Annotated in this window: 17 protein-coding genes and 1 tRNA gene; 6 read left to right on the top strand and 12 right to left on the bottom strand. The window is 71.3% G+C overall.

From position 1 onward, the window contains the following. Nucleotides 1-45: 45 nt before the first annotated feature. Both ACWGIF_RS15915 and ACWGIF_RS15910 read right to left on the bottom strand, forming a co-directional pair. A complete protein-coding gene (locus ACWGIF_RS15915) occupies nt 46-720 on the bottom strand; it encodes a TetR family transcriptional regulator (protein ID WP_030827526.1) in 675 nt (224 codons plus the stop codon). Beyond that, nucleotides 717-1,697 carry an acyl-CoA desaturase gene (locus ACWGIF_RS15910; protein WP_453496959.1) on the bottom strand — a complete coding sequence of 327 codons (981 nt, stop codon included), beginning with the start codon at nt 1,695-1,697 and terminating at the stop codon, nt 717-719. The genes ACWGIF_RS15915 and ACWGIF_RS15910 overlap by 4 nt, the downstream gene beginning before the upstream one ends. A 365-nt stretch (nt 1,698-2,062) precedes the next feature. On the opposite strand from ACWGIF_RS15910, the gene ppc reads away from it, so the two are divergent. Next, nucleotides 2,063-4,825 (top strand): phosphoenolpyruvate carboxylase, encoded by a 2,763-nt coding sequence (gene ppc, locus ACWGIF_RS15905; protein WP_453496956.1) that lies wholly within the window; start codon nt 2,063-2,065, stop codon nt 4,823-4,825. Between the two features lie 74 nt (nt 4,826-4,899). Here the strand turns inward: ppc and ACWGIF_RS15900 are convergent, their stop codons facing one another. The 7 genes from ACWGIF_RS15900 to ACWGIF_RS15870 all read right to left on the bottom strand — a co-directional run bounded on the left by ACWGIF_RS15900 (nt 4,900) and on the right by ACWGIF_RS15870 (nt 10,928). Next, the gene (locus tag ACWGIF_RS15900; protein ID WP_453496953.1) at nt 4,900-5,655 is read right to left on the bottom strand and encodes an LPXTG cell wall anchor domain-containing protein; all 756 of its coding nucleotides are present in this window, start codon (nt 5,653-5,655) and stop codon (nt 4,900-4,902) included. A gap of 166 nt (nt 5,656-5,821) precedes the next feature. Next, nucleotides 5,822-6,412 (bottom strand): aminoacyl-tRNA hydrolase, encoded by a 591-nt coding sequence (gene pth, locus ACWGIF_RS15895; RefSeq protein ID WP_453496950.1) that lies wholly within the window; start codon nt 6,410-6,412, stop codon nt 5,822-5,824. A 104-nt stretch (nt 6,413-6,516) separates the two neighbouring features. Continuing rightward, on the bottom strand, nt 6,517-7,101 hold the full coding sequence (locus tag ACWGIF_RS15890; RefSeq protein WP_453496947.1) for a 50S ribosomal protein L25/general stress protein Ctc: 585 nt from the start codon (nt 7,099-7,101) through the stop codon (nt 6,517-6,519). Between the two features lie 182 nt (nt 7,102-7,283). Continuing rightward, nucleotides 7,284-8,261 carry a ribose-phosphate diphosphokinase gene (locus tag ACWGIF_RS15885; protein WP_136232335.1) on the bottom strand — a complete coding sequence of 326 codons (978 nt, stop codon included), beginning with the start codon at nt 8,259-8,261 and terminating at the stop codon, nt 7,284-7,286. Nucleotides 8,262-8,393: 132 nt separating this feature from the next. After that, complete coding sequence (gene glmU, locus ACWGIF_RS15880) at nt 8,394-9,827, bottom strand: bifunctional UDP-N-acetylglucosamine diphosphorylase/glucosamine-1-phosphate N-acetyltransferase GlmU (RefSeq protein WP_453496944.1); 1,434 nt, start codon at nt 9,825-9,827, stop codon at nt 8,394-8,396. A 109-nt stretch (nt 9,828-9,936) separates the two neighbouring features. Then, a tRNA-Gln gene (locus ACWGIF_RS15875) sits at nt 9,937-10,008 on the bottom strand. 29 nt (nt 10,009-10,037) lie between these two features. Next, nucleotides 10,038-10,928, bottom strand: a complete 891-nt coding sequence (locus ACWGIF_RS15870) for a hypothetical protein (protein ID WP_453496941.1) — start codon at nt 10,926-10,928, stop codon at nt 10,038-10,040. Nucleotides 10,929-11,059: 131 nt separating this feature from the next. Between ACWGIF_RS15870 and ACWGIF_RS15865 the strand changes: the two genes are divergently transcribed. After that, nucleotides 11,060-12,325 (top strand): sensor histidine kinase, encoded by a 1,266-nt coding sequence (locus tag ACWGIF_RS15865; RefSeq protein ID WP_453496938.1) that lies wholly within the window; start codon nt 11,060-11,062, stop codon nt 12,323-12,325. Nucleotides 12,326-12,760: 435 nt separating this feature from the next. Here ACWGIF_RS15865 and ACWGIF_RS15860 read toward each other — a convergent pair whose 3' ends face one another. Both ACWGIF_RS15860 and ACWGIF_RS15855 read right to left on the bottom strand, forming a co-directional pair. Continuing rightward, nucleotides 12,761-13,282, bottom strand: coding sequence for an SUKH-3 domain-containing protein (locus tag ACWGIF_RS15860; protein ID WP_453496935.1), 522 nt, complete (start codon nt 13,280-13,282; stop codon nt 12,761-12,763). A 2-nt stretch (nt 13,283-13,284) separates the two neighbouring features. After that, nucleotides 13,285-13,863, bottom strand: a complete 579-nt coding sequence (locus ACWGIF_RS15855) for a YwqJ-related putative deaminase (RefSeq protein WP_453496932.1) — start codon at nt 13,861-13,863, stop codon at nt 13,285-13,287. A 230-nt stretch (nt 13,864-14,093) separates the two neighbouring features. Here ACWGIF_RS15855 and ACWGIF_RS15850 point away from each other — a divergent pair, with 230 nt between their 5' ends. From ACWGIF_RS15850 to ACWGIF_RS15840, 3 genes are all read left to right on the top strand, one after another. Continuing rightward, nucleotides 14,094-15,089, top strand: a complete 996-nt coding sequence (locus ACWGIF_RS15850) for an SMI1/KNR4 family protein (RefSeq protein ID WP_453496930.1) — start codon at nt 14,094-14,096, stop codon at nt 15,087-15,089. A 7-nt stretch (nt 15,090-15,096) separates the two neighbouring features. After that, complete coding sequence (locus ACWGIF_RS15845; protein WP_453496927.1) at nt 15,097-17,364, top strand: SUKH-4 family immunity protein; 2,268 nt, start codon at nt 15,097-15,099, stop codon at nt 17,362-17,364. Between the two features lie 134 nt (nt 17,365-17,498). Beyond that, entirely contained in the window at nt 17,499-18,371 is an 873-nt protein-coding gene (locus tag ACWGIF_RS15840; protein WP_453496924.1) for a DivIVA domain-containing protein, read from the top strand. Between the two features lie 202 nt (nt 18,372-18,573). Here ACWGIF_RS15840 and ACWGIF_RS15835 read toward each other — a convergent pair whose 3' ends face one another. Beyond that, nucleotides 18,574-19,449, bottom strand: coding sequence for an alpha/beta fold hydrolase (locus ACWGIF_RS15835; protein WP_453496921.1), 876 nt, complete (start codon nt 19,447-19,449; stop codon nt 18,574-18,576). An 81-nt stretch (nt 19,450-19,530) separates the two neighbouring features. Here ACWGIF_RS15835 and ACWGIF_RS15830 point away from each other — a divergent pair, with 81 nt between their 5' ends. Further along, a complete protein-coding gene (locus tag ACWGIF_RS15830; RefSeq protein WP_453496918.1) occupies nt 19,531-20,106 on the top strand; it encodes a CGNR zinc finger domain-containing protein in 576 nt (191 codons plus the stop codon). The last annotated feature ends 243 nt before the right edge of the window (nt 20,107-20,349 follow it).

Genomic DNA, 20,349 nt, shown 5'->3' with positions numbered 1-20,349 from the left:
CCGGAGGTCGGTGACGGGGCGCCGTCGTATGTGCGCCGGGCGGAATCAGCTCTTGCGGCGGCCCACCAGCTGCGGCTTCGACTCCAGCCCGTCCAGCCCGTGCCACGCCAGGTTCACCAGGTGCGCGGCGACCTCCGCCTTCTTCGGCTTGCGGACGTCCAGCCACCACTGCCCGGTCAGCGCCACCATTCCGACCAGCGCCTGCGCGTACAGCGGGGCCAGCTTGGGATCGAACCCCCGCGCCTTGAACTCCAGCCCCAGGATGTCCTCGACCTGCGTGGCGATGTCACTGATCAGCGAGGCGAACGTACCGGTCGACTGCGCGACGGGGGAGTCCCGCACGAGGATCCGGAAACCGTCCGTGTACGACTCGATGTAGTCCAGCAGCGCGAACGCCGCCTGCTCCAGCAGCTCCCGGGGATGCCCCGCCGTCAACGCCCCCGTCACCCCGTCCAGCAGCTGGCGCATCTCCCGGTCCACGACGACCGCGTACAGGCCCTCCTTGCCGCCGAAGTGCTCGTACACCACCGGCTTGGACACCCCGGCCTTCGCCGCGATCTCCTCCACCGACGTGCCTTCGAAGCCCTTCTCCGCGAACAGGGTCCGGCCGATGTCCAGCAGCTGCTGACGGCGCTCCGCACCCGTCATCCTGACCCGGCGGCCGCGCCGGGGCTTGTCGCTGCTGGAATTACCGCCGTCGATCGCCACGCCCCCCATCATGCCGCGTTCGGCTCGTTTTCCCTGCGCCGGGCATCGATGCGGGCCGCCGACGGCCAGCGCACGTCCGTGGCCCAGCCCAGCTGCTCACACCAGCGGATCAGGCGCGCGCTGGAGTCGATCTGGCCGCGCAGCACACCGTGCCGCGCCGAGGTCGGGTCGGCGTGGTGCAGGTTGTGCCAGGACTCCCCGCACGACAGCACCGCCAGCCACCACACGTTGCCCGAACGGTCCCGGGACTTGAACGGCCGCTTGCCCACCGCGTGGCAGATCGAATTGATCGACCACGTCACGTGGTGCAGCAGCGCGACGCGCACCAGCGAGCCCCAGAAGAACGCCGTGAACGCCCCCCACCAGGACATCGTCACCAGACCGCCCACCAGCGGCGGGATCGCCAGCGAGAAGATCGTCCAGTAGATGAAGTCGCGCGAGATGCGGCGGATCGCCGGATCCTTGATCAGATCAGGGGCGTACTTCTGCTGATCGGTCTGCTCCTCGTCGAAGAGCCAGCCGATGTGCGCCCACCACAGCCCCTTCATCAGCGCCGGCAGCGTCTCCCCGAACCGCCACGGCGAATGCGGGTCGCCCTCGTGGTCCGAGAACTTGTGGTGCTTGCGGTGGTCCGCCACCCAGCGCACCAGCGGCCCCTCCACCGCCATCGAACCCATCACGGCCAAGACGATCCGCAGCGGCCGTTTCGCCTTGAAAGAACCGTGGGTGAAGTAACGGTGGAAACCGATGGTGATGCCGTGGCAGGCCAGAAAGTACATGAACACCATCAGGCCGAGATCCAGCCAGCTCACCCCCCAGCCCCAGGCCAGCGGGACCGCCGCCAGCAGGGCCACGAAGGGAACGGTGATGAACAGCAGCAGGGCGATCTGCTCGATGGACCGCTTGTTCTCGCCGCCGAGTGTGGCGGACGGCTCGGATGTGCCGGAGGGCGCGGAGGCACCCTCGATCAGATCGGGACTGGTGGTCATGGTGTCCCCTGGGGGTGAGAGGAGTCGGGGGGTGAGAGAAGCAGGAAGGCTCCCGGCCACGAACCCTACGGACCCGTAACCTACGGCATCGTAAGTATGGCAAATCAAGGTCCCGAGGCAAGAGGAGCACCGCCGGGCGGCAGAGTGCGCTCCAGGCGTTCACGCGCCGCACAGTGAGACGTTTGCCCAGGCACACGGATCGGACACCTATCCTTGTCCCGTCGGACAGCGCGGTCCGCACGGGCAGCCCGAGCTGCGCACCAGGAGCGGAGATCCCCCCGGACGACGTCCGGGAGCGGCATCACCGCGCACGGCCAGGCAGCCCACCGCCCAGTAGCGCTCGAACACTGCAAGGAGCCGCACCTGTGAGCAGTGCTGACCAGGCCCCCCAGGGCCAGGCCCCCGTCACCCCGGCCGCCACCGCCAACGCGGAGCTGCGCGCCGACATCCGCCGCCTCGGCGACCTCCTCGGGGAGACCCTCGTACGCCAGGAGGGCCAGGACCTCCTCGACCTCGTCGAACGCGTACGCGCCCTGACGCGAACCGACGGCGAAGCCGCCGCCGCCCTGCTCGGCGACACCGACCTGGAGACCGCCGCCAAGCTCGTCCGCGCCTTCTCCACCTACTTCCACCTCGCCAACGTCACCGAGCAGGTGCACCGCGGCAAGGAACTGCGCGCCCACCGTGCCGCCGAAGGCGGGCTCCTCGCCCGCACCGCCGACATGCTGAAGGACGCCGACCCCGAACACCTGCGCGAGACGGTCAAGAACCTCAACGTCCGCCCCGTCTTCACCGCGCACCCCACCGAGGCGGCCCGCCGCAGCGTCCTCAACAAGCTGCGCCGCATCGCCGCCCTCCTGGAGGAGCCCGTCACCGGCGCCGGCGACCGCCGACGCCACGACCTGCGCCTCGCCGAGAACATCGACCTCGTCTGGCAGACCGACGAGCTGCGCGTGGTCCGTCCCGAACCCGCCGACGAGGCCCGCAACGCCATCTACTACCTCGACGAACTGCACGCCGGAGCCGTCGGCGACGTCCTGGAGGACCTCGCCGCCGAACTCCAGCGCGTCGGCGTCGAGCTGCCCGCCGGGACCCGCCCCCTCACCTTCGGCACCTGGATCGGCGGCGACCGCGACGGCAACCCCAACGTCACCCCCGAGGTCACCCGTGACGTGCTGATCCTCCAGCACGAACACGGCATCACCGACGCCCTCGAACTCGTCGACTTCCTGCGCGGACTCCTCTCCAACTCCATCCGCTACACCGGAGCCACCGAAGAACTCCTCGCCTCCCTCCAGGCCGACCTCGAACGCCTCCCCGAGATCAGCCCGCGCTACAAGCGGCTGAACGCCGAGGAGCCGTACCGCCTCAAGGCCACCTGCATCCGCCAGAAGCTCGTCAACACCCGCGCACGCCTCGCCAAGGGCACCCCCCACGAGGAAGGCCGCGACTACCTCGGCACCGCCGAGCTGCTCACCGACCTCACCCTCATCCAGACCTCCCTGCGCGAACACCGCGGCGCCCTCTTCGCCGACGGCCGCATGGACCGCACCATCCGCACCCTGGCCGCCTTCGGCCTCCAGCTCGCCACCATGGACGTACGCGAGCACGCCGACGCCCACCACCACGCCCTCGGCCAGCTCTTCGACCGGCTCGGCGAGGAATCCTGGCGCTACGCCGACATGCCCCGCGACTACCGGCAGAAGCTCCTCGCCAAGGAGCTCCGCTCCCGCCGCCCCCTCGCCCCCACCCCGGCCCCCCTCGACGCCGCCGGGCACAAGACCCTCGGTGTCTTCTTCGCCATCAAGGACGCCTTCGAGAAGTTCGGCCCCGAGGTCATCGAGTCCTACATCATCTCGATGTGCCAGGGCGCCGACGACGTCTTCGCCGCCGCCGTCCTCGCCCGCGAAGCCGGCCTCATCGACCTCCACGGCGGCTGGGCCAAGATCGGCATCGTCCCGCTCCTGGAGACCACCGACGAGCTCCGCGCCGCCGACGTCATCCTCGACGAGATGCTCGCCGACCCCTCCTACCGACGGCTCGTCTCCCTGCGCGGCGACGTCCAGGAGGTCATGCTCGGCTACTCCGACTCCTCCAAGTTCGGCGGCATCACCACCAGCCAGTGGGAGATCCACCGGGCCCAACGCCGCCTGCGCGACGTGGCCCACCGCTACGGCGTCCGCCTGCGCCTCTTCCACGGCCGCGGCGGCACCGTCGGCCGCGGCGGCGGCCCCTCCCACGACGCGATCCTCGCCCAGCCCTGGGGCACCCTCGAAGGCGAGATCAAGGTCACCGAACAGGGCGAGGTCATCTCCGACAAGTACCTCGTCCCCTCGCTGGCCCGCGAGAACCTGGAACTGACCGTCGCGGCCACCCTCCAGGCCTCCGCCCTGCACACCGCCCCCCGCCAGTCCGACGAGTCCCTCGCCCGCTGGGACGCGGCCATGGACGTCGTCTCCGACGCCGCGCACGCCGCCTACCGCGCACTCGTCGAGGACCCCGACCTCCCCGCCTACTTCTTCGCCGCCACCCCCGTCGACCAGCTCGCCGACCTCCACCTCGGCTCCCGGCCCTCCCGCCGCCCCGACTCCGGCGCCGGCCTCGACGGCCTGCGCGCCATCCCGTGGGTCTTCGGCTGGACCCAGTCCCGCCAGATCGTCCCCGGCTGGTACGGAGTCGGCTCCGGCCTCAAGGCCCTGCGCGAAGCCGGCCAGGAGGACGCCCTCACTGAAATGGGCGCCCGCTGGCACTTCTTCCGCAACTTCCTGTCCAACGTCGAAATGACCCTGGCCAAGACCGACCTGCGGATCGCCCGCCACTACGTCGACACCCTCGTACCCGACCACCTCAAGCACGTCTTCACCCGCATCGAGGCCGAACACGAGCTCACCGTCCGCGAAGTCCTGCGCATCACCGGCGGCGACACCCTCCTGGGCTCCAACCCCGTGCTCCAGCAGACCTTCGCCGTACGCGACGCCTACCTGGACCCCATCTCCTACCTCCAGGTCTCCCTCCTCGCCCGCCAGCGCGCGGCCGCCGCCCGCGGCGAGGACGCCGACCCGCTGCTCGCCCGAGCCCTCCTGCTCACCGTCAACGGCGTCGCCGCGGGCCTGCGCAACACCGGCTGACAGCCCGGCCTGCACACGACAGGGCCCCCGCACCTTCGTGGTGCGGGGGCCCCGTCGTCACGGACCTACAGGGCTCAGCCCTCCGCGCCCGCCTTACGGCGGCGGACCACCAGCACGGCACCGGCGGCGATCAGCGCGGCGGCCATCGTGGCCAGCAGCCCGATCGGCGCGTCGGAACCGGTCTTCGCCAGGTCGCCCCCGCCCGTCGAACCACCGGTGGCAGCGGTCGAACCGGTCGGCGCCGGAGAGGAGGGCGACCCGGACGGCTGCGTGCTGCCCGACGGCGACACGCTCGACGAGGCCGACGCGGACGTGCTGGCCGATGCCGACGCGGACGTGCTGGCCGAGGCCGACGCCGAGGCCGAAGCCGACGCAGAGGGCGAAGTCGACTGCGACGGGCTCGGCGACGCGGTCGCCGTCGACGGGCAGGTGTGCGACAGGTTGAACCACTTCAGCTCACCGCCCTTCACCTTGGCGACGGCCTCGATGAGCTTCGCGCCGGGCTGCGAGGCGACGTACGCGTGGTTGTCGTTCGGCGGGCCGAAGGTGGTGACCACCTTCTCGCCGTCCAGATCGAACTTCACCTTCAGCTCGACGAAGGAGATCTCGTTCGGGCTGCCCGGAGCGATGAAGTGCCAGCCGTCCTGGGACGCCGGGATGTCGGCGCAGGTCTTCTCCGTGTTCTCGAAGGAGGCCGCGGTGATGGGCAGCTGCTGGTGCAGCGGAATGGTGTACGCGTCGGTCGCGACCGCGGGCGTGGCACCCACGGCGAGGACGAACGAGGTCGCGGCAACGGCGAATGCCGCCCGGCGGATCCTGGAAGGGGACATGTAGTACCTCGGGAACAGGTGAGCGAGTGGGCCGTGGGGGTGGCGCCGCTCAGCTTGCTGATGATGCCCCGCACCGGTCAAGAGGTACTCGTCAGTATTCGCATACGATTGCATGCCCATGTGACGGTATGTCCGAAGTAACGATCAGTCTACACCCGCCGGTCACTCACGAGTTGTACGCCGACTGAGCACGCTCCAGCCCCTCCGCGATCAGGCACTCCACCGCATCCGCCGCCCGGTCCACGAACCAGCCCAGCTCCTTGCGCTCCGCCGAGGAGAAGTCCTTCAGCACGAAGTCGGCCACCTGCATCCGGCCCGGCGGCCGGCCGATACCGCACCGCACCCGGTGATAGTCCGCACCCATCGACTTCGTCATCGACTTCAGCCCGTTGTGACCGTTGTCCCCGCCCCCCAGCTTCAAGCGCAACGTCGGATAGTCGATGTCCAGCTCGTCGTGAACCGCGACGATCCGCTCCACCGGCACCTTGTAGAAATCCCGCAGCGCCGTCACCGGCCCGCCGGACAGATTCATGTACGTCATCGGCTTCGCCAGCACCACCCGCCGGTTCGCCGGACCCGGCGAACCGACACGGCCCTCGACCACCTGCGCACGGGCCTTGTGCGCCTTGAACCTCCCGCCGATCCGCTCCGCCAGCAGATCCGCCACCATGAACCCGATGTTGTGGCGGTTGCCCGCATACTCCGGCCCGGGATTCCCCAGCCCCACGACCAACCAGGGCGCCACGTCGTCCGACATCAAAAGCTCCTTATGCCATGCCCGTATACGAGAACGACCGCCGTCCCGCTCCAGTGGAGCCGGACGGCGGTCGGTCAGCAACTGCTGAGGGGATGGGGCGAGGCTCAGGCCTCGGTGCCCTCGGCGCCCTCGGCGGCCGGCTCCTCGGCCTGCGGAGCGACGACCTGCAGAACGGCGATGTCACCGTCGACGGCCAGCGTGGTGCCCTTCGGCAGGACCAGGTCCTTGGCGTGAATGGTGTCGCCGGCGTGGAGACCCGCGATCGAGACGGTGACCTCGGTCGGGATGTGGGTGGCCTCGGCCTCGACGGAGATGGTGTTCTGCAGGGTCTCCAGCATGTTGCCGCCCGCGGCCAGCTCGCCCTCGGTGACGATCGCGACGTCGACGGTGACCTTCTCGCCCTTCTTGACGATCAGGAAGTCGACGTGGGAGATCGAACGCTTCAGCGGGTGCTTCTGCACGGCCTTCGGGATGACCAGCTCGGTGCCGGCGTCGCCGAGGTCCAGCGAGATCAGGACGTTCGGGGTACGCAGCGCCAGCTGAAGGGCGTGGGCGTCGACGTTGACGTGCTTCGGGTCGGTGCCGTGACCGTAGATGACGGCGGGGGTCAGGGCGTCGCGACGGGCCTGACGGGCAGAGCCCTTGCCGAACGTGTCGCGGACCTTGGCGGAAAGCTTGACCTCGGACATGCTCACTCCTCGTGGGGTGACGGAAATGGACGACAGTCACCCGGCCGGAACGGCCTGCTACGAAGAGCGCGTCGATAACGGAGCATCCGCACCCGAAAACAGGTACGGCCTCCCTCGCCGAGCAACTCGAGGAGTGTACCCGGCAGGGGAGGCCGTACCCAAAAGGATCTACCGCGGAGCGATTACTGCTGCTCCTCGAAAAGGCTCGTGACCGAACCGTCCTCGAAGACCTCACGCACCGCACGCGCGATCATCGGAGCGATCGACAGCACCGTGATCTTGTCGAGCTCCAGGTCCGACGGATCCGGCAGCGTATTCGTGAACACGAACTCGCTCACCTTGGAGTTCTTCAGACGGTCGGCCGCCGGACCCGACAGGATGCCGTGCGTGGCCGTCACGATGACGTCCTCCGCACCATGCGCGAACAACGCTTCGGCCGCGGCACAGATGGTGCCACCCGTGTCGATCATGTCGTCGACCAGGACACAGACGCGACCCTTGACCTCACCGACGACCTCGTGGACCGTCACCTGGTTGGCGACGTCCTTGTCACGGCGCTTGTGCACGATCGCCAGCGGCGCGTCCAGACGGTCGCACCAGCGGTCCGCCACACGCACACGGCCCGCGTCCGGCGAGACGATCGTCAGCTTCGTACGGTCCACCTTGGCACCCACATAGTCCGCAAGGACGTTCAGGGCCGACAAGTGGTCCACCGGGCCGTCGAAGAAGCCCTGAATCTGGTCCGTGTGCAGATCGACCGTGAGAATCCGGTCCGCACCCGCCGTCTTCAGCAGATCCGCCACCAGACGGGCCGAGATCGGCTCACGGCCCTTGTGCTTCTTGTCCTGACGGGCATACCCGTAGGACGGGACGATCACCGTGATGGAGCGCGCCGACGCACGCTTCAGCGCGTCGATCATGATCAGCTGCTCCATGATCCACTTATTGATCGGAGCCGTGTGGCTCTGGATCAGGAAGCAGTCCGCGCCACGAGCCGACTCCTGGAAACGGACGTAGATCTCACCGTTCGCGAAGTCGAAAGCCTTGGTCGGCACGAGGCCGACTCCCAGCTGGTGCGCGACCTCCTCGGCCAGCTCGGGGTGGGCGCGGCCGGAGAAGAGCATCAGCTTCTTCTCGCCGGTCGTCTTGATCCCGGTCACAGCACTGTCTCCTCAGACGTGTTGAAGCTGCTCGCCCCCATGTGCGTCCGTCCCGCACACGGTGAGCCAGCCGAATTGCGTGCACTATCACGGTACGCCGTCACGGGCGCACCTGTTTCCGGTCAGTTCACCTCAGTGGCCCCCGGCGTCCTCCGAGGCCGCCGTGGCAGCAGCACTTCCCGGACGCTTGCGAGCCACCCAGCCCTCGATATTCCGCTGCTGGCCACGGGCCACGGCCAGCGCACCGGGCGGCACATCCTTCGTGATCACGGACCCGGCGGCCGTGTAGGCACCGTCCCCGATCGTGACCGGCGCCACAAACATGTTGTCCGAGCCCGTCTTACAGTGCGAGCCGACCGTCGTGTGGTGCTTGTGCTCACCGTCGTAATTGACGAAGACACTCGCCGCACCGATGTTGGTGTACTCGCCGATCGTCGCGTCACCCACGTACGACAGGTGCGGCACCTTCGTGCCCTCGCCGATCGTCGCGTTCTTCATCTCGACGTACGTACCGGCCTTGGCCTTCACACCCAGGTTCGTACCGGGACGCAGATACGCGAACGGACCCACCGTCGCCTGCGCGCCCACGACCGCACCCTCCGCCACCGTGTTGTCCACGCGCGCACCCGCACCCACGTACGTGTCCTTCAACCGCGTGTTCGGGCCGACCTCGGCCCCCTCGGCGACGTGCGTGGCACCCAGCAGCTGGGTCCCCGGGTGCACGACCGCGTCCTGCCCGAAGGTGACGGTCACGTCGACGAACGTGCCGGCCGGATCCACGACCGTGACGCCCGCGAGCATGGCCTGCTCCAGCAGGCGCGCGTTCAGCAGGGCGCGGGCCTCCGCGAGCTGGACGCGGTTGTTGATCCCCAGGATCTGACGGTGGTCGCTGCCGACGGCCGCGCCGACGCGGTGACCGGCCTCGCGCAGAATGCCGAGAACGTCGGTGAGGTACTCCTCACCCTGACTGTTGTCCGTACGGACCTTGCCGAGCGCGTCGGCCAGCAGCGCGCCGTCGAACGCGAACACGCCCGAGTTGATCTCACGGATCGCGCGCTGGGCGTCGGTGGCGTCCTTGTGCTCCACGATGGCCGTCACCGCGCCGCCGGCGTCCCGGACGATGCGCCCGTAGCCGGTGGAGTCCGGCACCTCGGCGGTGAGCACGGTGACGGCGTTGCCGTCGGCGGCGTGCGTCTGCGCGAGCCCTCCCAGGGTCTCCCCGGTCAGCAGCGGGGTGTCGCCGCAGACGACGATCACGGTGCCGTCGACGCTCCCGCCGAGCTCTTCGAGGGCCATGCGGACGGCGTGCCCGGTGCCGTTCTGCTCGTACTGGACGGCGGTGCGGACGCCGGCGTCGATGCCGGCGAGGTGCGCGGTGACCTGCTCCCGGGCGTGCCCGACGACCACGACGAGGTGGGCGGGGTCCAGCTCACGGGAGGCGGCGACGACGTGACCGACGAGCGAGCGCCCGCAGATCTCGTGCAGAACCTTGGGAGTGGCCGACTTCATGCGGGTGCCTTCACCCGCTGCGAGTACGACGACGGCTGCCGGGCGGTTGGCGCTCACGGGTGTGCCCTTCGGCTTCGGGGGTGGACCCGTGAAGGATACCGGTGGGTCAATGGCCCCAAACAAAGGCGGGTCCCGACCTCGGAGGTCAGGACCCGAACCTGCTTTGCTCCCCTGCCAGGACTCGAACCTGGAACAAGTTATCCAAAGTAACCCGTGTTGCCGATTACACCACAGGGGATGGTAAACCAGGGTGAACCGGACATTACGTCACTTGGTCACACCCGCGGACCCCACTATGCCGCACCATGCGCCCTCAATGCGACGGTACAACTCGCAACTTGCGGCGACGCGGACGATCAGGCATCCCCTGTACTCCGCACCGGTGTTCTTCCGGACGGTCTTGGGATTGTGCTTCTTGAGAGTGGTTCTCTGCAGGCGAGTCCGCTCTACTCCGACGAAGTCGGCCCAGTATTGTTCGGCGCCGTCCACATCTGCTGATTCGTGGATCATCACGCGGAACTTGAGCCGTTCGCGTGGGATCTCCATCAGCTGCAGCCATTCCAGGTAGACGCGGATGACGCCCGGGTCGCTGTTGATGAAGGTGACCGTTTCGCTGCGCCGGTAGGGCTTGCTCTTGGAGCCCTCAGCCCAGTAGAGGGCGACACCGGCGATGAAGAGATCGCGGTCGCTGAGTACGCCTACCTCCTTCTGTGCGGCCTCGATGGCCGCGTCTCGCGCCGACTCGCGCCGTGGGCCCTCGTGGGCCCAGCGCTTGAGTGCGGCGTCCCGGCCTTGCTCCGAGGGGGACCGGTGATCGACCTTCGGGAGGTCGCGGACCCAGAGGGAGATCGAGCTCTTCGAGCAGCCCAGTTCGAGCTGGATCCGGTCGTACGTCATGCCCTGGAGGCGGAGCTCGCGGGCGCGGGCGCGGAGGTCGTCCTTCGCGTTCGGGCGCTTCGTCCATTCGGGCGGGGGTTCGCCCTCCAGGAGGCGGTTGAGGATGTCGTTGTTGTGGACGGCCAGGCGGTCGCGGATGTCCCGGCGGCTGAGGCCTTCGCGGCGGAGGGTGATCGCCTGGTCGCGGAGGTCCTCGAAGGTCGCGGTCCCGCTGCGGAGGCCGCCGGTGCCGTCGCCCGGGCGACGTCGGATTTCGGTCATGTCGCCAATGTCGTCCGGAATGCGGGATTCAGGTCTCGGTCCGCGGACGATTCCGTCGTACGTGCGATTACCTTCGGTTTGCGGGAATTCTGTTCGCGTCTGTGCTGGGGGCCCTGCGTACGCTGGACGGCATGACCAGTACGGGGGAAGTGGAAGGCCGCGCTGGGCCGCCTTTGTGGTGGGCGCGGCGGCGGGATGCCGTGGGGGATGTCGTGCTCGGCGGGGTGTCCGCCGTCGAGTGTGCCTGGGAGGGCGTGGCCTTCGCCCGGGAGGCGGGGGTGCCGACCGCGGTCGGGGTGCTGTTCGGGTTCGTGGTGGGGTCCACGCTCGTGCTGCGGCGGCGGTGGCCGATCGCCGTGGTGCTCGTGGGGATCGCGGTGTCGCCGGCCGCGATGGGGCTCCTGCTCGCAGTGGTCGGGATGTACACGCTGGCCTCCTCGGAGGTACCGCGGCGGATCACGGCCACGCTGGCCTCGATGTCGCTGGCCGCGACGTTCGTCGTGATGTATCTGCGGACCCGGGGTGACGTCGAGGCGGATCCCACGCTCGTGGTGGTGCTGTCCGGGTTCGTGGCGGTGGCGCTGACCGTGCCGCCGGTGCTGTTCGGGCTCTACATCGGGGCGCGGCGGCGGTTGATGGAGAGCCTGCAGGAGCGGGCGGATTCGCTGGAGCGGGAGTTGTCGCTGCTGGCGGACCGGGCGGAGGAGCGGGCGGAGTGGGCCCGGACGGAGGAGCGGACGCGGATCGCGCGGGAGATGCACGACGTGGTCGCGCACCGGGTGTCTCTGATGGTGGTGCACGCGGCGGCGCTGGAGGCGGTGGCGGTGAAGGATCCGGCGCGTGCGGCGAAGAACGCGGCGTTGGTGGGGGACATGGGGCGGCAGGCGTTGACGGAGTTGCGGGAGATGCTCGGTGTGCTCAGGGCGGCTCCCAAGCCGGCTGCGGCGGTGGTCGTGCCCGCGGTTCCGGTTGCTCCCCTGGCGCTTGTGGGAGGGGGTGACGACGGTCCTTCGCTGGAGGAGCTGGAGGCGCTGGTCGGTCAGTCGCGGGCGGCGGGGATGGCCGTGGAGGTGATCGTGCAGGGCGTGTATGCGGCGGCGTATGCGGCGGAGGTCGAGCAGACGGCGTACCGGGTGGTGCAGGAGGCGCTGACCAATTGCCACAAGCATGCTCCGGGTGCGCGGGTGGTGGTGCGGCTCGCGCATCGGGACGGGGAGGTGGCGATGCAGGTGGAGAACGGGCCCTGTGAGGGTCAGGCGGGTGGGGTCGGGCTGCCCAGTGGGGGGAACGGGCTGGTCGGGATGCGGGAGCGGGTGCTGGGGCTGGGCGGGGTGTTCGTTTCGGGGCCGACGGAGGTGGGGGGGTTCAGGGTGTCGGCGGTCCTCCCGGTTCGCTAGTGCTGTGGCCGGAGAGGCGTGCGGGGGCGCGGCGTCCGGTGCGGTGCGGTGGGGTGCATGGCCCTTGGCGGTCACGGCGCTAGGCGCCGGTGGGTGGCCGGGCGTGGCGTCGCTGGGGGGCGGTGCGGGCCGCTGCGGGGCGGGGTGGGGCGGTGCCCCCGCCGGAATGTCTCCTCGGCTCGCGCCTGCGGCCGAGGTCCGGCCGTACGGCCTGGGGTGCGCGCTCGTCCTGCGGGGACGCTCCGCCGTGTCCCCACCCCACGGCAGGGCGGCGAACGTGCGGTCCGCGTCGGCCCGTACGACGACCGGAACCCGCCGCGGATGAGGGAATCGGTGCGCGAGCCGCGGAGATGCTCCCGCGCGGCCGGCGACCCCGCGGCCCGGCCCGAACAGGCGAAGCGGCTCCTGTGGGTAAGGCTCCTGGTCAGGGGCCTGTCACGGGCCTTCGGGCTGGGTGGTGAGGCGGGTGGGCTGGAGGCCGGTGAGGAGGAGGGTGAGGGCCTCGTCGACGGTGTGGCCGAGGTACCAGTCGCCGGTGTGGTCGATGCCGTAGACGCGGCCTTCGCGGTCGAGGGCGAGGTGGGAGCCTGCGTCGGCCTCGATGCCCAGGGGGCAGAGCTGGGTGGAGAGGGCCCGGCCGAGGTCGGCGAAGGTGCGGGCGAGGTGGAGTCCGGTGAGAGGGTCGAGCCGGAGTGGGGTGGGGGCGATCTGGCGGCCGGGTCCGGGAGCGGTGACGGTGAGGCCGCCGAATTCGGCCCAGGCCTCGACGGCGGCGGGGAAGACGGTGTGCCGGTGTCCGGCGGGGGTGGTGTGGTCCCGGAGGGCGTCGGCCCAGTACTCGGCCTGCTTGATGTCCCAGCGGCCGGGTTCCCAGCCGGCGGTGCGCAGGGCGGAGTCCACGGCGACCGGGAAGCGGGTGGCCGAGGAGCGGTCGTAGGAGGCTGAGGTCGTGGTCATGGCTACTCGGAGGGGGTGAGGTCGACGGAGCGTACGCCGAAGTGGGCGAGGAGGGCGTCGCAGGAGCGGCAGGGGGGTGCGTAGCTGCCGTGGAGGGGGTCGCCGTCCTCGCGGATGCGCCGGGCGGTGATCTTCGCGTGTTTGAGGGAGCGGCGGGCTTCGCCGGCGGAGAGCGGTTTGCGGGAGGCGCGTCGGGAGCGGGCTCCTTCGACGGCGGCCAGGTGGCGGGAGAGCAGGATCGCTTCGGGACATCGTCCGGTGAAACGTTCGCGCTGGCCGCTGGTGAGGGTGTCGAGGAAGTCCTGCACGAGGGGGTGGAGTGCGGGGGGCTGGTCGGCTTTGCCGGCGGTGCCGGTGAGGGTTTCGCCGCGTACGGAGAGGGCGGCGGCGATGGTGGGGAGGATGCCGTCGCGGCGGAAGCGCAGGACGGGCGCGGTGGGGCGGCCGTCGTTGCTGCTCCAGCGCAGGCGGGGGTCGCCGGCGGGGCCGGCGGCTTCGGCGGCCGGGCCTGTGGCGCCGGGTGCGCCGGTTGCTCCCTGGGTGGCGTCGCCCGGGTCTGTGCGTGTTGCCGTGTTCTGCATGGTCGTGCTTTCCCTCCCGTGGCGGCGGTGGTGACCGCTGTCGCGCACGCCCCCGTGCTGCGGGGACAGCCTGCCAAACGTCACCTGTCATGCGGAAGCGGGGTCGAATATTCGTATCAATTCGGATGTTCCTGGCCCTCGGGTGGGTGCGCAGGTCGTGGGCGGCTGAGGCTCTTGCCCCAGCGCATAGGCTGTGGTGAACCAGCCAGATCCAGCAGGGGGCTACCGCCATGACGACAGGTCGGCTCGGGCAGCAGGCCGCGCCACCCAACGCCGCTTACTCGGGGCAGGTCGTGCACTTCCCGGACCCGGTCCGGGCCGCTCGGCATCCCCACGGGGTGCGGATGGACGGCAACGGGCATCCGGACTTCTCCGCGTACGCGCGCGCGGCGGTGGAGATCGCCGAACCGCCGGAGGGCTTCGGCGTGGACGAGCTGCGGCTGACGGACTACGTGTCCGCGAACGCGGCGATGAAGGCCGCCGGGCACGAGTTGTGGGACACGGTGGGGCCGGTGGCGACGCCGCACGGCTGGACGTGGCACCACGTGGCGGGTTCGCGGCGCATGGAGCTGGTCCCGGTCGAGGTGAAGGCGCTGCTGCGGCATCACGCGGGGCTGGTGACGGCTCCGGTGGATCACGAGAAGCGCGGGACGCGGCCGTTGCAGGAGGTGCGTCCGGCGCACCTGGGGCTGCCGAAGTCGGTGGTGTCGGTCGCCGAGGAGCAGGTGCAGGGCGTGGAGGAGGACCTCGGCTACCGGCTGCCGGAGGCGTACCGCTCGTTCCTGAAGGCTGCGGGTGGCTGTGCGCCGGTGGGTGCGGGCCTGGACGTGGAGCTGGGTGTGCTGGTGGACCAGCCGTTCTTCACGGTGCGTGAGGAGGCCGCGGTCAATGACCTGGTGTACGTCAACAAGTGCCTGCGGGACCATCTGACGAAGGATTACCTGTGCGTGGCCTTCGTGCAGGGCGGGCTGCTCGCGCTGAAGGTGAAGGGTGAGGGCATCGGCTCGGTGTGGTTCTCCCCGTACGACGATGCGCGCGACCGGGACGGCTGGTCGGTGCAGGAGCGCGTGGAGCGGTTGTTGCTGCCGTGCGGTGCTGATTTCGACGCCTTTCTGGAGCGGCTGGCGGGGAATCCGCCGGAGCTGGAGACGGTGGCCGGTCTGATGGTGGACGGCGGATTCGCACGCTCGGTTCCCGTGGCGCGGTCCGGTTCGGATGAGGGGTGACGGCGCGATGGTGACTTTTGCGCAGGCGCAGGAGCGCGCCGAGGAATGGATCAACGGGGACGTGCCCGCGTACCAGCACCGGGAGGTGCGCGTGCGGGAGTTCGGGCTCGGGTTCGTGGTGTGGGCGGAGGACCGTGCGGCGGGTCCGGTGTCGGGTGGTGGGCGGCAGCGGCTGGTCATCGCGCGGGACAGCGGGGAGGTGACGCTGTGGCCGGGGCTGCCGGTGGGTGAGGTGATCCGCCGGTACGAGGAGGAGTACGGGGCGGTGGCTGCGGCCGCTGCTTCGGAGGCTTCGGTTCCGCCGCCGCGGGTCGATTCGGAGCAGACGTCGTTCATGCTGAGTCCGCCGGAGTGGCTGCAGGAGGCCGCGGACCGGGCGGGGATTGCGTCCGGTCCGGCTCGGGCGTCGGATCCGGCTCGGGCGGGGGCGGGGCCTGTGGCTGGGTCTGCGCCGGCGGCTGCCGGGTCGGTGGAGCCCTTTGACGCCCCGTCCGCTCCCACGCCGGCTCCGGCTTCGGCTTCGGCTTCGGCGCCCGTGGATGCGGTGCCGCTGCGACGCGGGGGCGAGATCCCTTACGAGCCGACGGCCGACGCCGGCGTGCCCGTGGCTGCGGCTCCGCCCGCGGCTCCGGTGCCGACCGGGTCCACGCCGTGGGCGGGGACCGATGTGAACTCCGGTGGGGACGACGTGTCCGTGCCGCTGCCGGCGACCGTGTTCGCGCCGCCGCTGTCCGGGTCGGACCTGGAGGACGCGCCGTCGTCCGGGGCGGCCTCGGAGGCGCAGACCACGCTCATGCCCGGTGGCAGTCAGTTGCCGAGGACCGCGGTCGTGCCCGCGCTGGGTGCGACGCCGGGTTCGTCGGCGAGCGACATCGCGGATGCGCCGACGAGCAAGGCCCAGCTCTCCCGCCCGGGTGGTTCCGCGGGTGGTGCGGGGGCTCCGGGTGCGGGTGCGCCTCAGCCTCCCGGTCCTCCCGGTCCGCCGGGGGCTCCCGGGTCGCTCGGCCGGGGGATCGATCATGCCGCGACGATGCTGGCGGGTCCGGCCGTGACCGGTCGGCCCCCGGCGCCTCCCGGTCCGCCCGGGGCGCCCGGTGGCGGGACCCCTCACGCCGCGACGATGCTCGCGGGTCCCGGCGTACCGCAGCCTCCCGGTCCTCCCGGTGCCCCCGGGGCCCCCGGTGGCGGGATCGACCATGCCGCCACGATGCTGGCCGGCCCCGCCATGGGTCAGCCGCCCGCGCCTCCCGGCCCGCCGCCGGGCGGACCCGTGGGGCAGCCCCCGGTCTCCACCGGTGCGCCCACGGTCGGCCCCGGCTACCAGGCGGTGCTGCGCTACCGTGCGCCCGACGGCTCCGAGCAGCAGCTCATCCGCCGCTCGGCGCCCGGCACCCCGCACCCGGAGTGGCAGATGCTGTACGAGCTGCGCGCCATGAACGTGCCGCCGCAGCAGGTGCTGGAGCTGCACACCGAGCTGGAGTCGTGTGAGCTGCCCGGCGGTTACTGCGCCCGGATGATCCGGGAGACGTGGCCGCAGGTGAGGATCACCAGCGTGGCCCCGTACGGCAAGGACCACGCGGGGCGTCAGCAGGGCATGCGGCACCTGCTCACCCATCAGGGCGAGCTGCACCAGGTGGCGGACGGTCCGGCGCGGCCCGCGCCGGTGCGGGCGCCGCTGCCGCAGGTTCCGCTGCAGCCGGCGATCCCGCTGGAGGCGATCGCGCAGGAGCTGACGGGGGCGTTCGGTCCGCAGGGCGTGTTCCGTTTCGACCAGCGGGCGGTGTCCCGTCAGGGTGTGCCGGAGATCGTGGCGCAGACGCTGATGTGGTCGGGCCTGCCGGCTGATTTCGGGCCGTTCTTCTGGGCGCAGGCGGTGCCGGGTCAACCGGTGCCGACGCTGGCCGAGATGGCCGCGCAGCGGCAGGTGCAGCCGGCTTCGGACGCGGGCTCGTACCTCGTCATCGGAAGCGACTTCGGCAAGGCGCTCTGTGTGCAGTACGGGACCGCGCACATCGTGGCGGTGCCGGTGGAGGGTGGTCCGGGGGGTGCGCCGGTGCCGCCGCAGTTCGTGAATTCGAGCCTGCCGCAGTTCGTGCGGTCCCTTGCGATGCTGGGTCACATGTGGCGGCTGCGGCAGCATCTGACGCCGGAGCAGGCGGGCCGGTGGACGGTCGATTTCCAGGCGAATCTGGCGGGGCTCGACGGTGCGGCGCTGGCGTCGCCGGAGAGCTGGTGGTCGGTGCTGCTGGAGCAGATGTGGGACGGACTGCTGTGACGTCGGCCTGATCGGGTGATCGGCGTAGTGGCCGGGTCGGGACCCTCGGAGGGGGTCTCGGCCCGGCCATTCGGGCTTCTGGGAGCAAATGGCGCATCCTTGACGGGAATCCCCGCGAGAGAGGCGCATCCCGGATGAGTGCACCCATGGCGACCGTGCGCGGTCGCGGCTACCGCATGGAAGAGGTCGACCGGTTTCTCGCCCGGCTCTCCCGGAGTCGTGACGAGGCCTGGGAGCGGGTGGCGCGGCTGACGGTTCTGGCCAAGCAGATGGAGGCGGAGGCGGCGCAGTTGCGGGAGGCGGTGTCGGCGCTCGCCCCGCAGACGTACGACGAGCTGAGCGAGCGGGCCCGCCGGATCCTGCTGCTGGCGCAGGAGGAGGCGGACGCCCTGCGGATGGAGGCGCGGGCGGACGCGTCGGCGACGCTGGGCGCGGCCGAGGCGCGCGCCGACCGGGCGGCGGAGCTGGCGCGGGGTGACGCGGAGGCGGTGCGCGAGCAGACGGAGGTCCGGGCCCGGCAGGGGCTGCTGCGGGCGCAGCGGGAGGCGGACGACATCCGGGCGCAGGCGCGGCAGGACGCGGGGCGGTGGCGGGCGGAGGCGGCGGCCGCGCTGGAGCAGACGCGGCGGCGAGCGGAGGCGGCGCTGGCGGAGCGGGAGCAGGAGCAGGGGGAGCGCTGGGAGGCGGCGGGGCGGGAGCTGGCGGCGCGGGAGGCGGAGTTGGATGCGCGCCTTGCGGAGCTGGAACGTCATGCGGAGGGGCGTCTGGCGGAGGCCCGGCGCGGGTTCGCCGAGGCCGAGGAGTCGGCGCGGCACGGGCAGGAGGACGCGGAGGCGCGGGCGGCGGAGCTGGTTGCGCAGGCCCGGGTTGCGGAGGAGCGGATCGGGCGGGAGACGGAGCGGATCCTGCGGGAGCATGAGGAGTCCCAGGAGGAGATGCGGGCCCACATGAACCATGTCCGCTCCAGCCTGGCGGCGCTGACGGGGCGTGCGCCTGCGGAGGGCTGATGCGGGGCGGCCCGTGCGGCGCCGTGGTCGCGGGCTCCCGGACCCGCGCGCCTCGAACGGCGGGTGGAGCTTGAGGGATCGCCTCGAACGCCGGTGGGGCTTGGAGGATCGCCTCTGTCGCCTGCGGGCTGAAAGGGCGGAGCCCCGGGAGGCGGTGAAGGGGCGGGGGAGGTTGCGTGCAGTGGCGACGCGGCTCGCCCGGCTACGGCAGGTCGTGGAGGAAGTCCTCGATCAGCGGGGCGATCTCCGGCAGGTGGGTCTCCAGGGCGAAGTGGCCCGCGCCCTCGAAGAGGTGCACGGCGGCGTCGGGGGCGTCGCGCAGGTACGCCTTCGCGCCCGCCGGAGTGAAGAAGGGGTCGCCCGCGCCCCAGACGACCAGCACGGGGATCCGCGCGGCGCGCAGCCATGCCTGCCAGGCGGGGTAGTGGGTGAGGTTCGAGGCGTAGTCGAAGGCCAGGTCGGCCTGGGCGTCGGTGCGGCCGGGCAGGCCGAGGTGGTGGACGTCGAGGGTCCAGTGGTCGGGGGAGACCAGGCTGGTGTCGGCGACGCCGGTCTCGTACTGGAAGCGGGTGCCCTCGGGGGTGAACAGGCCGCGGATCTGTTCCTCGTTGCCGGGGACCTCGCGCCGCAGTCCGGTGAAGGCGCGGGCCGCGTCGGAGAGGCCTTCTTCGTAGGCGTTGCCGTTCTGGACGATCAGGCCGGTGATCCGCTCCGGGCGGCGCGCGGCGAGGCGCAGTCCGACGGGGGCGCCGAAGTCGAAGACGTACAGGGCGAAGCGGTCCAGTGCGAGGGCGTCGGTGAAGCCGTCCACGACGTCGGCGAGCCGGTCGAAGGTGTAGGTGAATCCGTCGGGGGCCCGGGTGTGGCCGAAGCCGGGGTAGTCGGGGGCGATCAGGCGGTACGGGGTGTCGCCGAGGGCGTCCATCAGGCGGGCGAACTGGTGTGAGGCGGTGGGGAAGCCGTGCAGGAGCAGCAGGACGGGTCCGTCGGCGGGGCCGCTCTCGCGGTAGGCGACGCGGACTCCGTCCACGTCGACGGTGCGGTGCCGGATGGTGGGAATGGTGCGGCGAGCGGTCATCACATGCCTCCTGCGTCGTTGGTCCCATTAGTTTCATCGGTGATCGCTAATGGGTCAAGTGGTTGCAGTAGCATTAGTGAGGTGACAGTGACCTTTCCGCTCACCGGTGAGCCCCTCGCGCTGGACCTCCTCAACACCCTCACGGCCGAGGGTGATCTCGTCGCCGCCCCGGCGGGGCTCGCGGCCTGGCTGGAGGAGCAGGCGCAGGCCGGGCGGCTGACCCTGCCGGACGCGGTCGGCGCGGCCGAGGTGGCCGCCGTACAGGCCGTACGGGAGGCCGCGCGCCCGGCGCTCGCGGCCGCCCGGCGCGGTGAGCGGCCCCCGGCCGAGGCGCTGCGCGTGCTGAACGGTGCGCTGTCCGCGGCGCCGTCCCACCGCGTGCTGGAGTGGACGCCCGAGGGCGGCCTGACCGCGGCCGGGCACCGGCCGGCGGATCCGGCCCAGCGGCTCGCGGCGGAACTGGCCGAGGCGGCCGCGGAGCTCCTGACCGGCGCCCGGGTGGGGGAGGTGCGGGAGTGCGAGGCCCACGACTGCGTCCTGCTCTTCCTGCCGGCGCACCCCCGCCGCCGCTGGTGCGTGGCGTCGGTCTGCGGCAACCGGGCCCGCGTCGCCCGCTACTACGCCCGCCACAAGGGCGCCTCCGACCAGTCGGCTTGAGTCGAGCCGACCCGGTCGGCGGCGGAACGCCGCTGCGCGCCGGGTCGCGGACGGACGGCTCCGGGGCCTGGCGGGAGGCCGCGCTCACGGGGCTGAAGGCGAGCCTGCCGGGCGATCCGGACCCCGCCCACCGGGCGGCGGTCGAGCCCCTGATGAGCGAGCGGCCCCGCGAGGTCGCCCGGCGGGTGGAGATCCGGCATCGGGCGCCGGCCCGCGTCACGCTGAGGTCCGGCCGGACCGGCC

The sequence above is a fragment of the Streptomyces sp. NPDC054849 genome, from assembly GCF_053610945.1.
The sequence above is the reverse complement of the archived record's forward strand: the minus strand, read 5'-3'. Positions and strand labels throughout refer to the sequence as shown.

Excerpts from the sequence above, each read along its gene's own strand:
- ACWGIF_RS15915 (WP_030827526.1), bottom strand. The coding sequence starts at position 720 with ATGATGGGGGGCGTGGCGATCGACGGCGGTAATTCCAGCAGCGACAAG.
- ACWGIF_RS15910 (WP_453496959.1), bottom strand. The coding sequence starts at position 1,697 with ATGACCACCAGTCCCGATCTGATCGAGGGTGCCTCCGCGCCCTCCGGC.
- ACWGIF_RS15900 (WP_453496953.1), bottom strand. The coding sequence starts at position 5,655 with ATGTCCCCTTCCAGGATCCGCCGGGCGGCATTCGCCGTTGCCGCGACC.
- pth (WP_453496950.1), bottom strand. The coding sequence starts at position 6,412 with ATGTCGGACGACGTGGCGCCCTGGTTGGTCGTGGGGCTGGGGAATCCC.
- ACWGIF_RS15890 (WP_453496947.1), bottom strand. The coding sequence starts at position 7,101 with ATGTCCGAGGTCAAGCTTTCCGCCAAGGTCCGCGACACGTTCGGCAAG.
- ACWGIF_RS15870 (WP_453496941.1), bottom strand. The coding sequence starts at position 10,928 with ATGACCGAAATCCGACGTCGCCCGGGCGACGGCACCGGCGGCCTCCGC.
- ACWGIF_RS15865 (WP_453496938.1), top strand. The coding sequence starts at position 11,060 with ATGACCAGTACGGGGGAAGTGGAAGGCCGCGCTGGGCCGCCTTTGTGG.
- ACWGIF_RS15860 (WP_453496935.1), bottom strand. The coding sequence starts at position 13,282 with ATGACCACGACCTCAGCCTCCTACGACCGCTCCTCGGCCACCCGCTTC.
- ACWGIF_RS15855 (WP_453496932.1), bottom strand. The coding sequence starts at position 13,863 with ATGCAGAACACGGCAACACGCACAGACCCGGGCGACGCCACCCAGGGA.
- ACWGIF_RS15850 (WP_453496930.1), top strand. The coding sequence starts at position 14,094 with ATGACGACAGGTCGGCTCGGGCAGCAGGCCGCGCCACCCAACGCCGCT.
- ACWGIF_RS15845 (WP_453496927.1), top strand. The coding sequence starts at position 15,097 with ATGGTGACTTTTGCGCAGGCGCAGGAGCGCGCCGAGGAATGGATCAAC.
- ACWGIF_RS15840 (WP_453496924.1), top strand. The coding sequence starts at position 17,499 with ATGAGTGCACCCATGGCGACCGTGCGCGGTCGCGGCTACCGCATGGAA.
- ACWGIF_RS15835 (WP_453496921.1), bottom strand. The coding sequence starts at position 19,449 with ATGACCGCTCGCCGCACCATTCCCACCATCCGGCACCGCACCGTCGAC.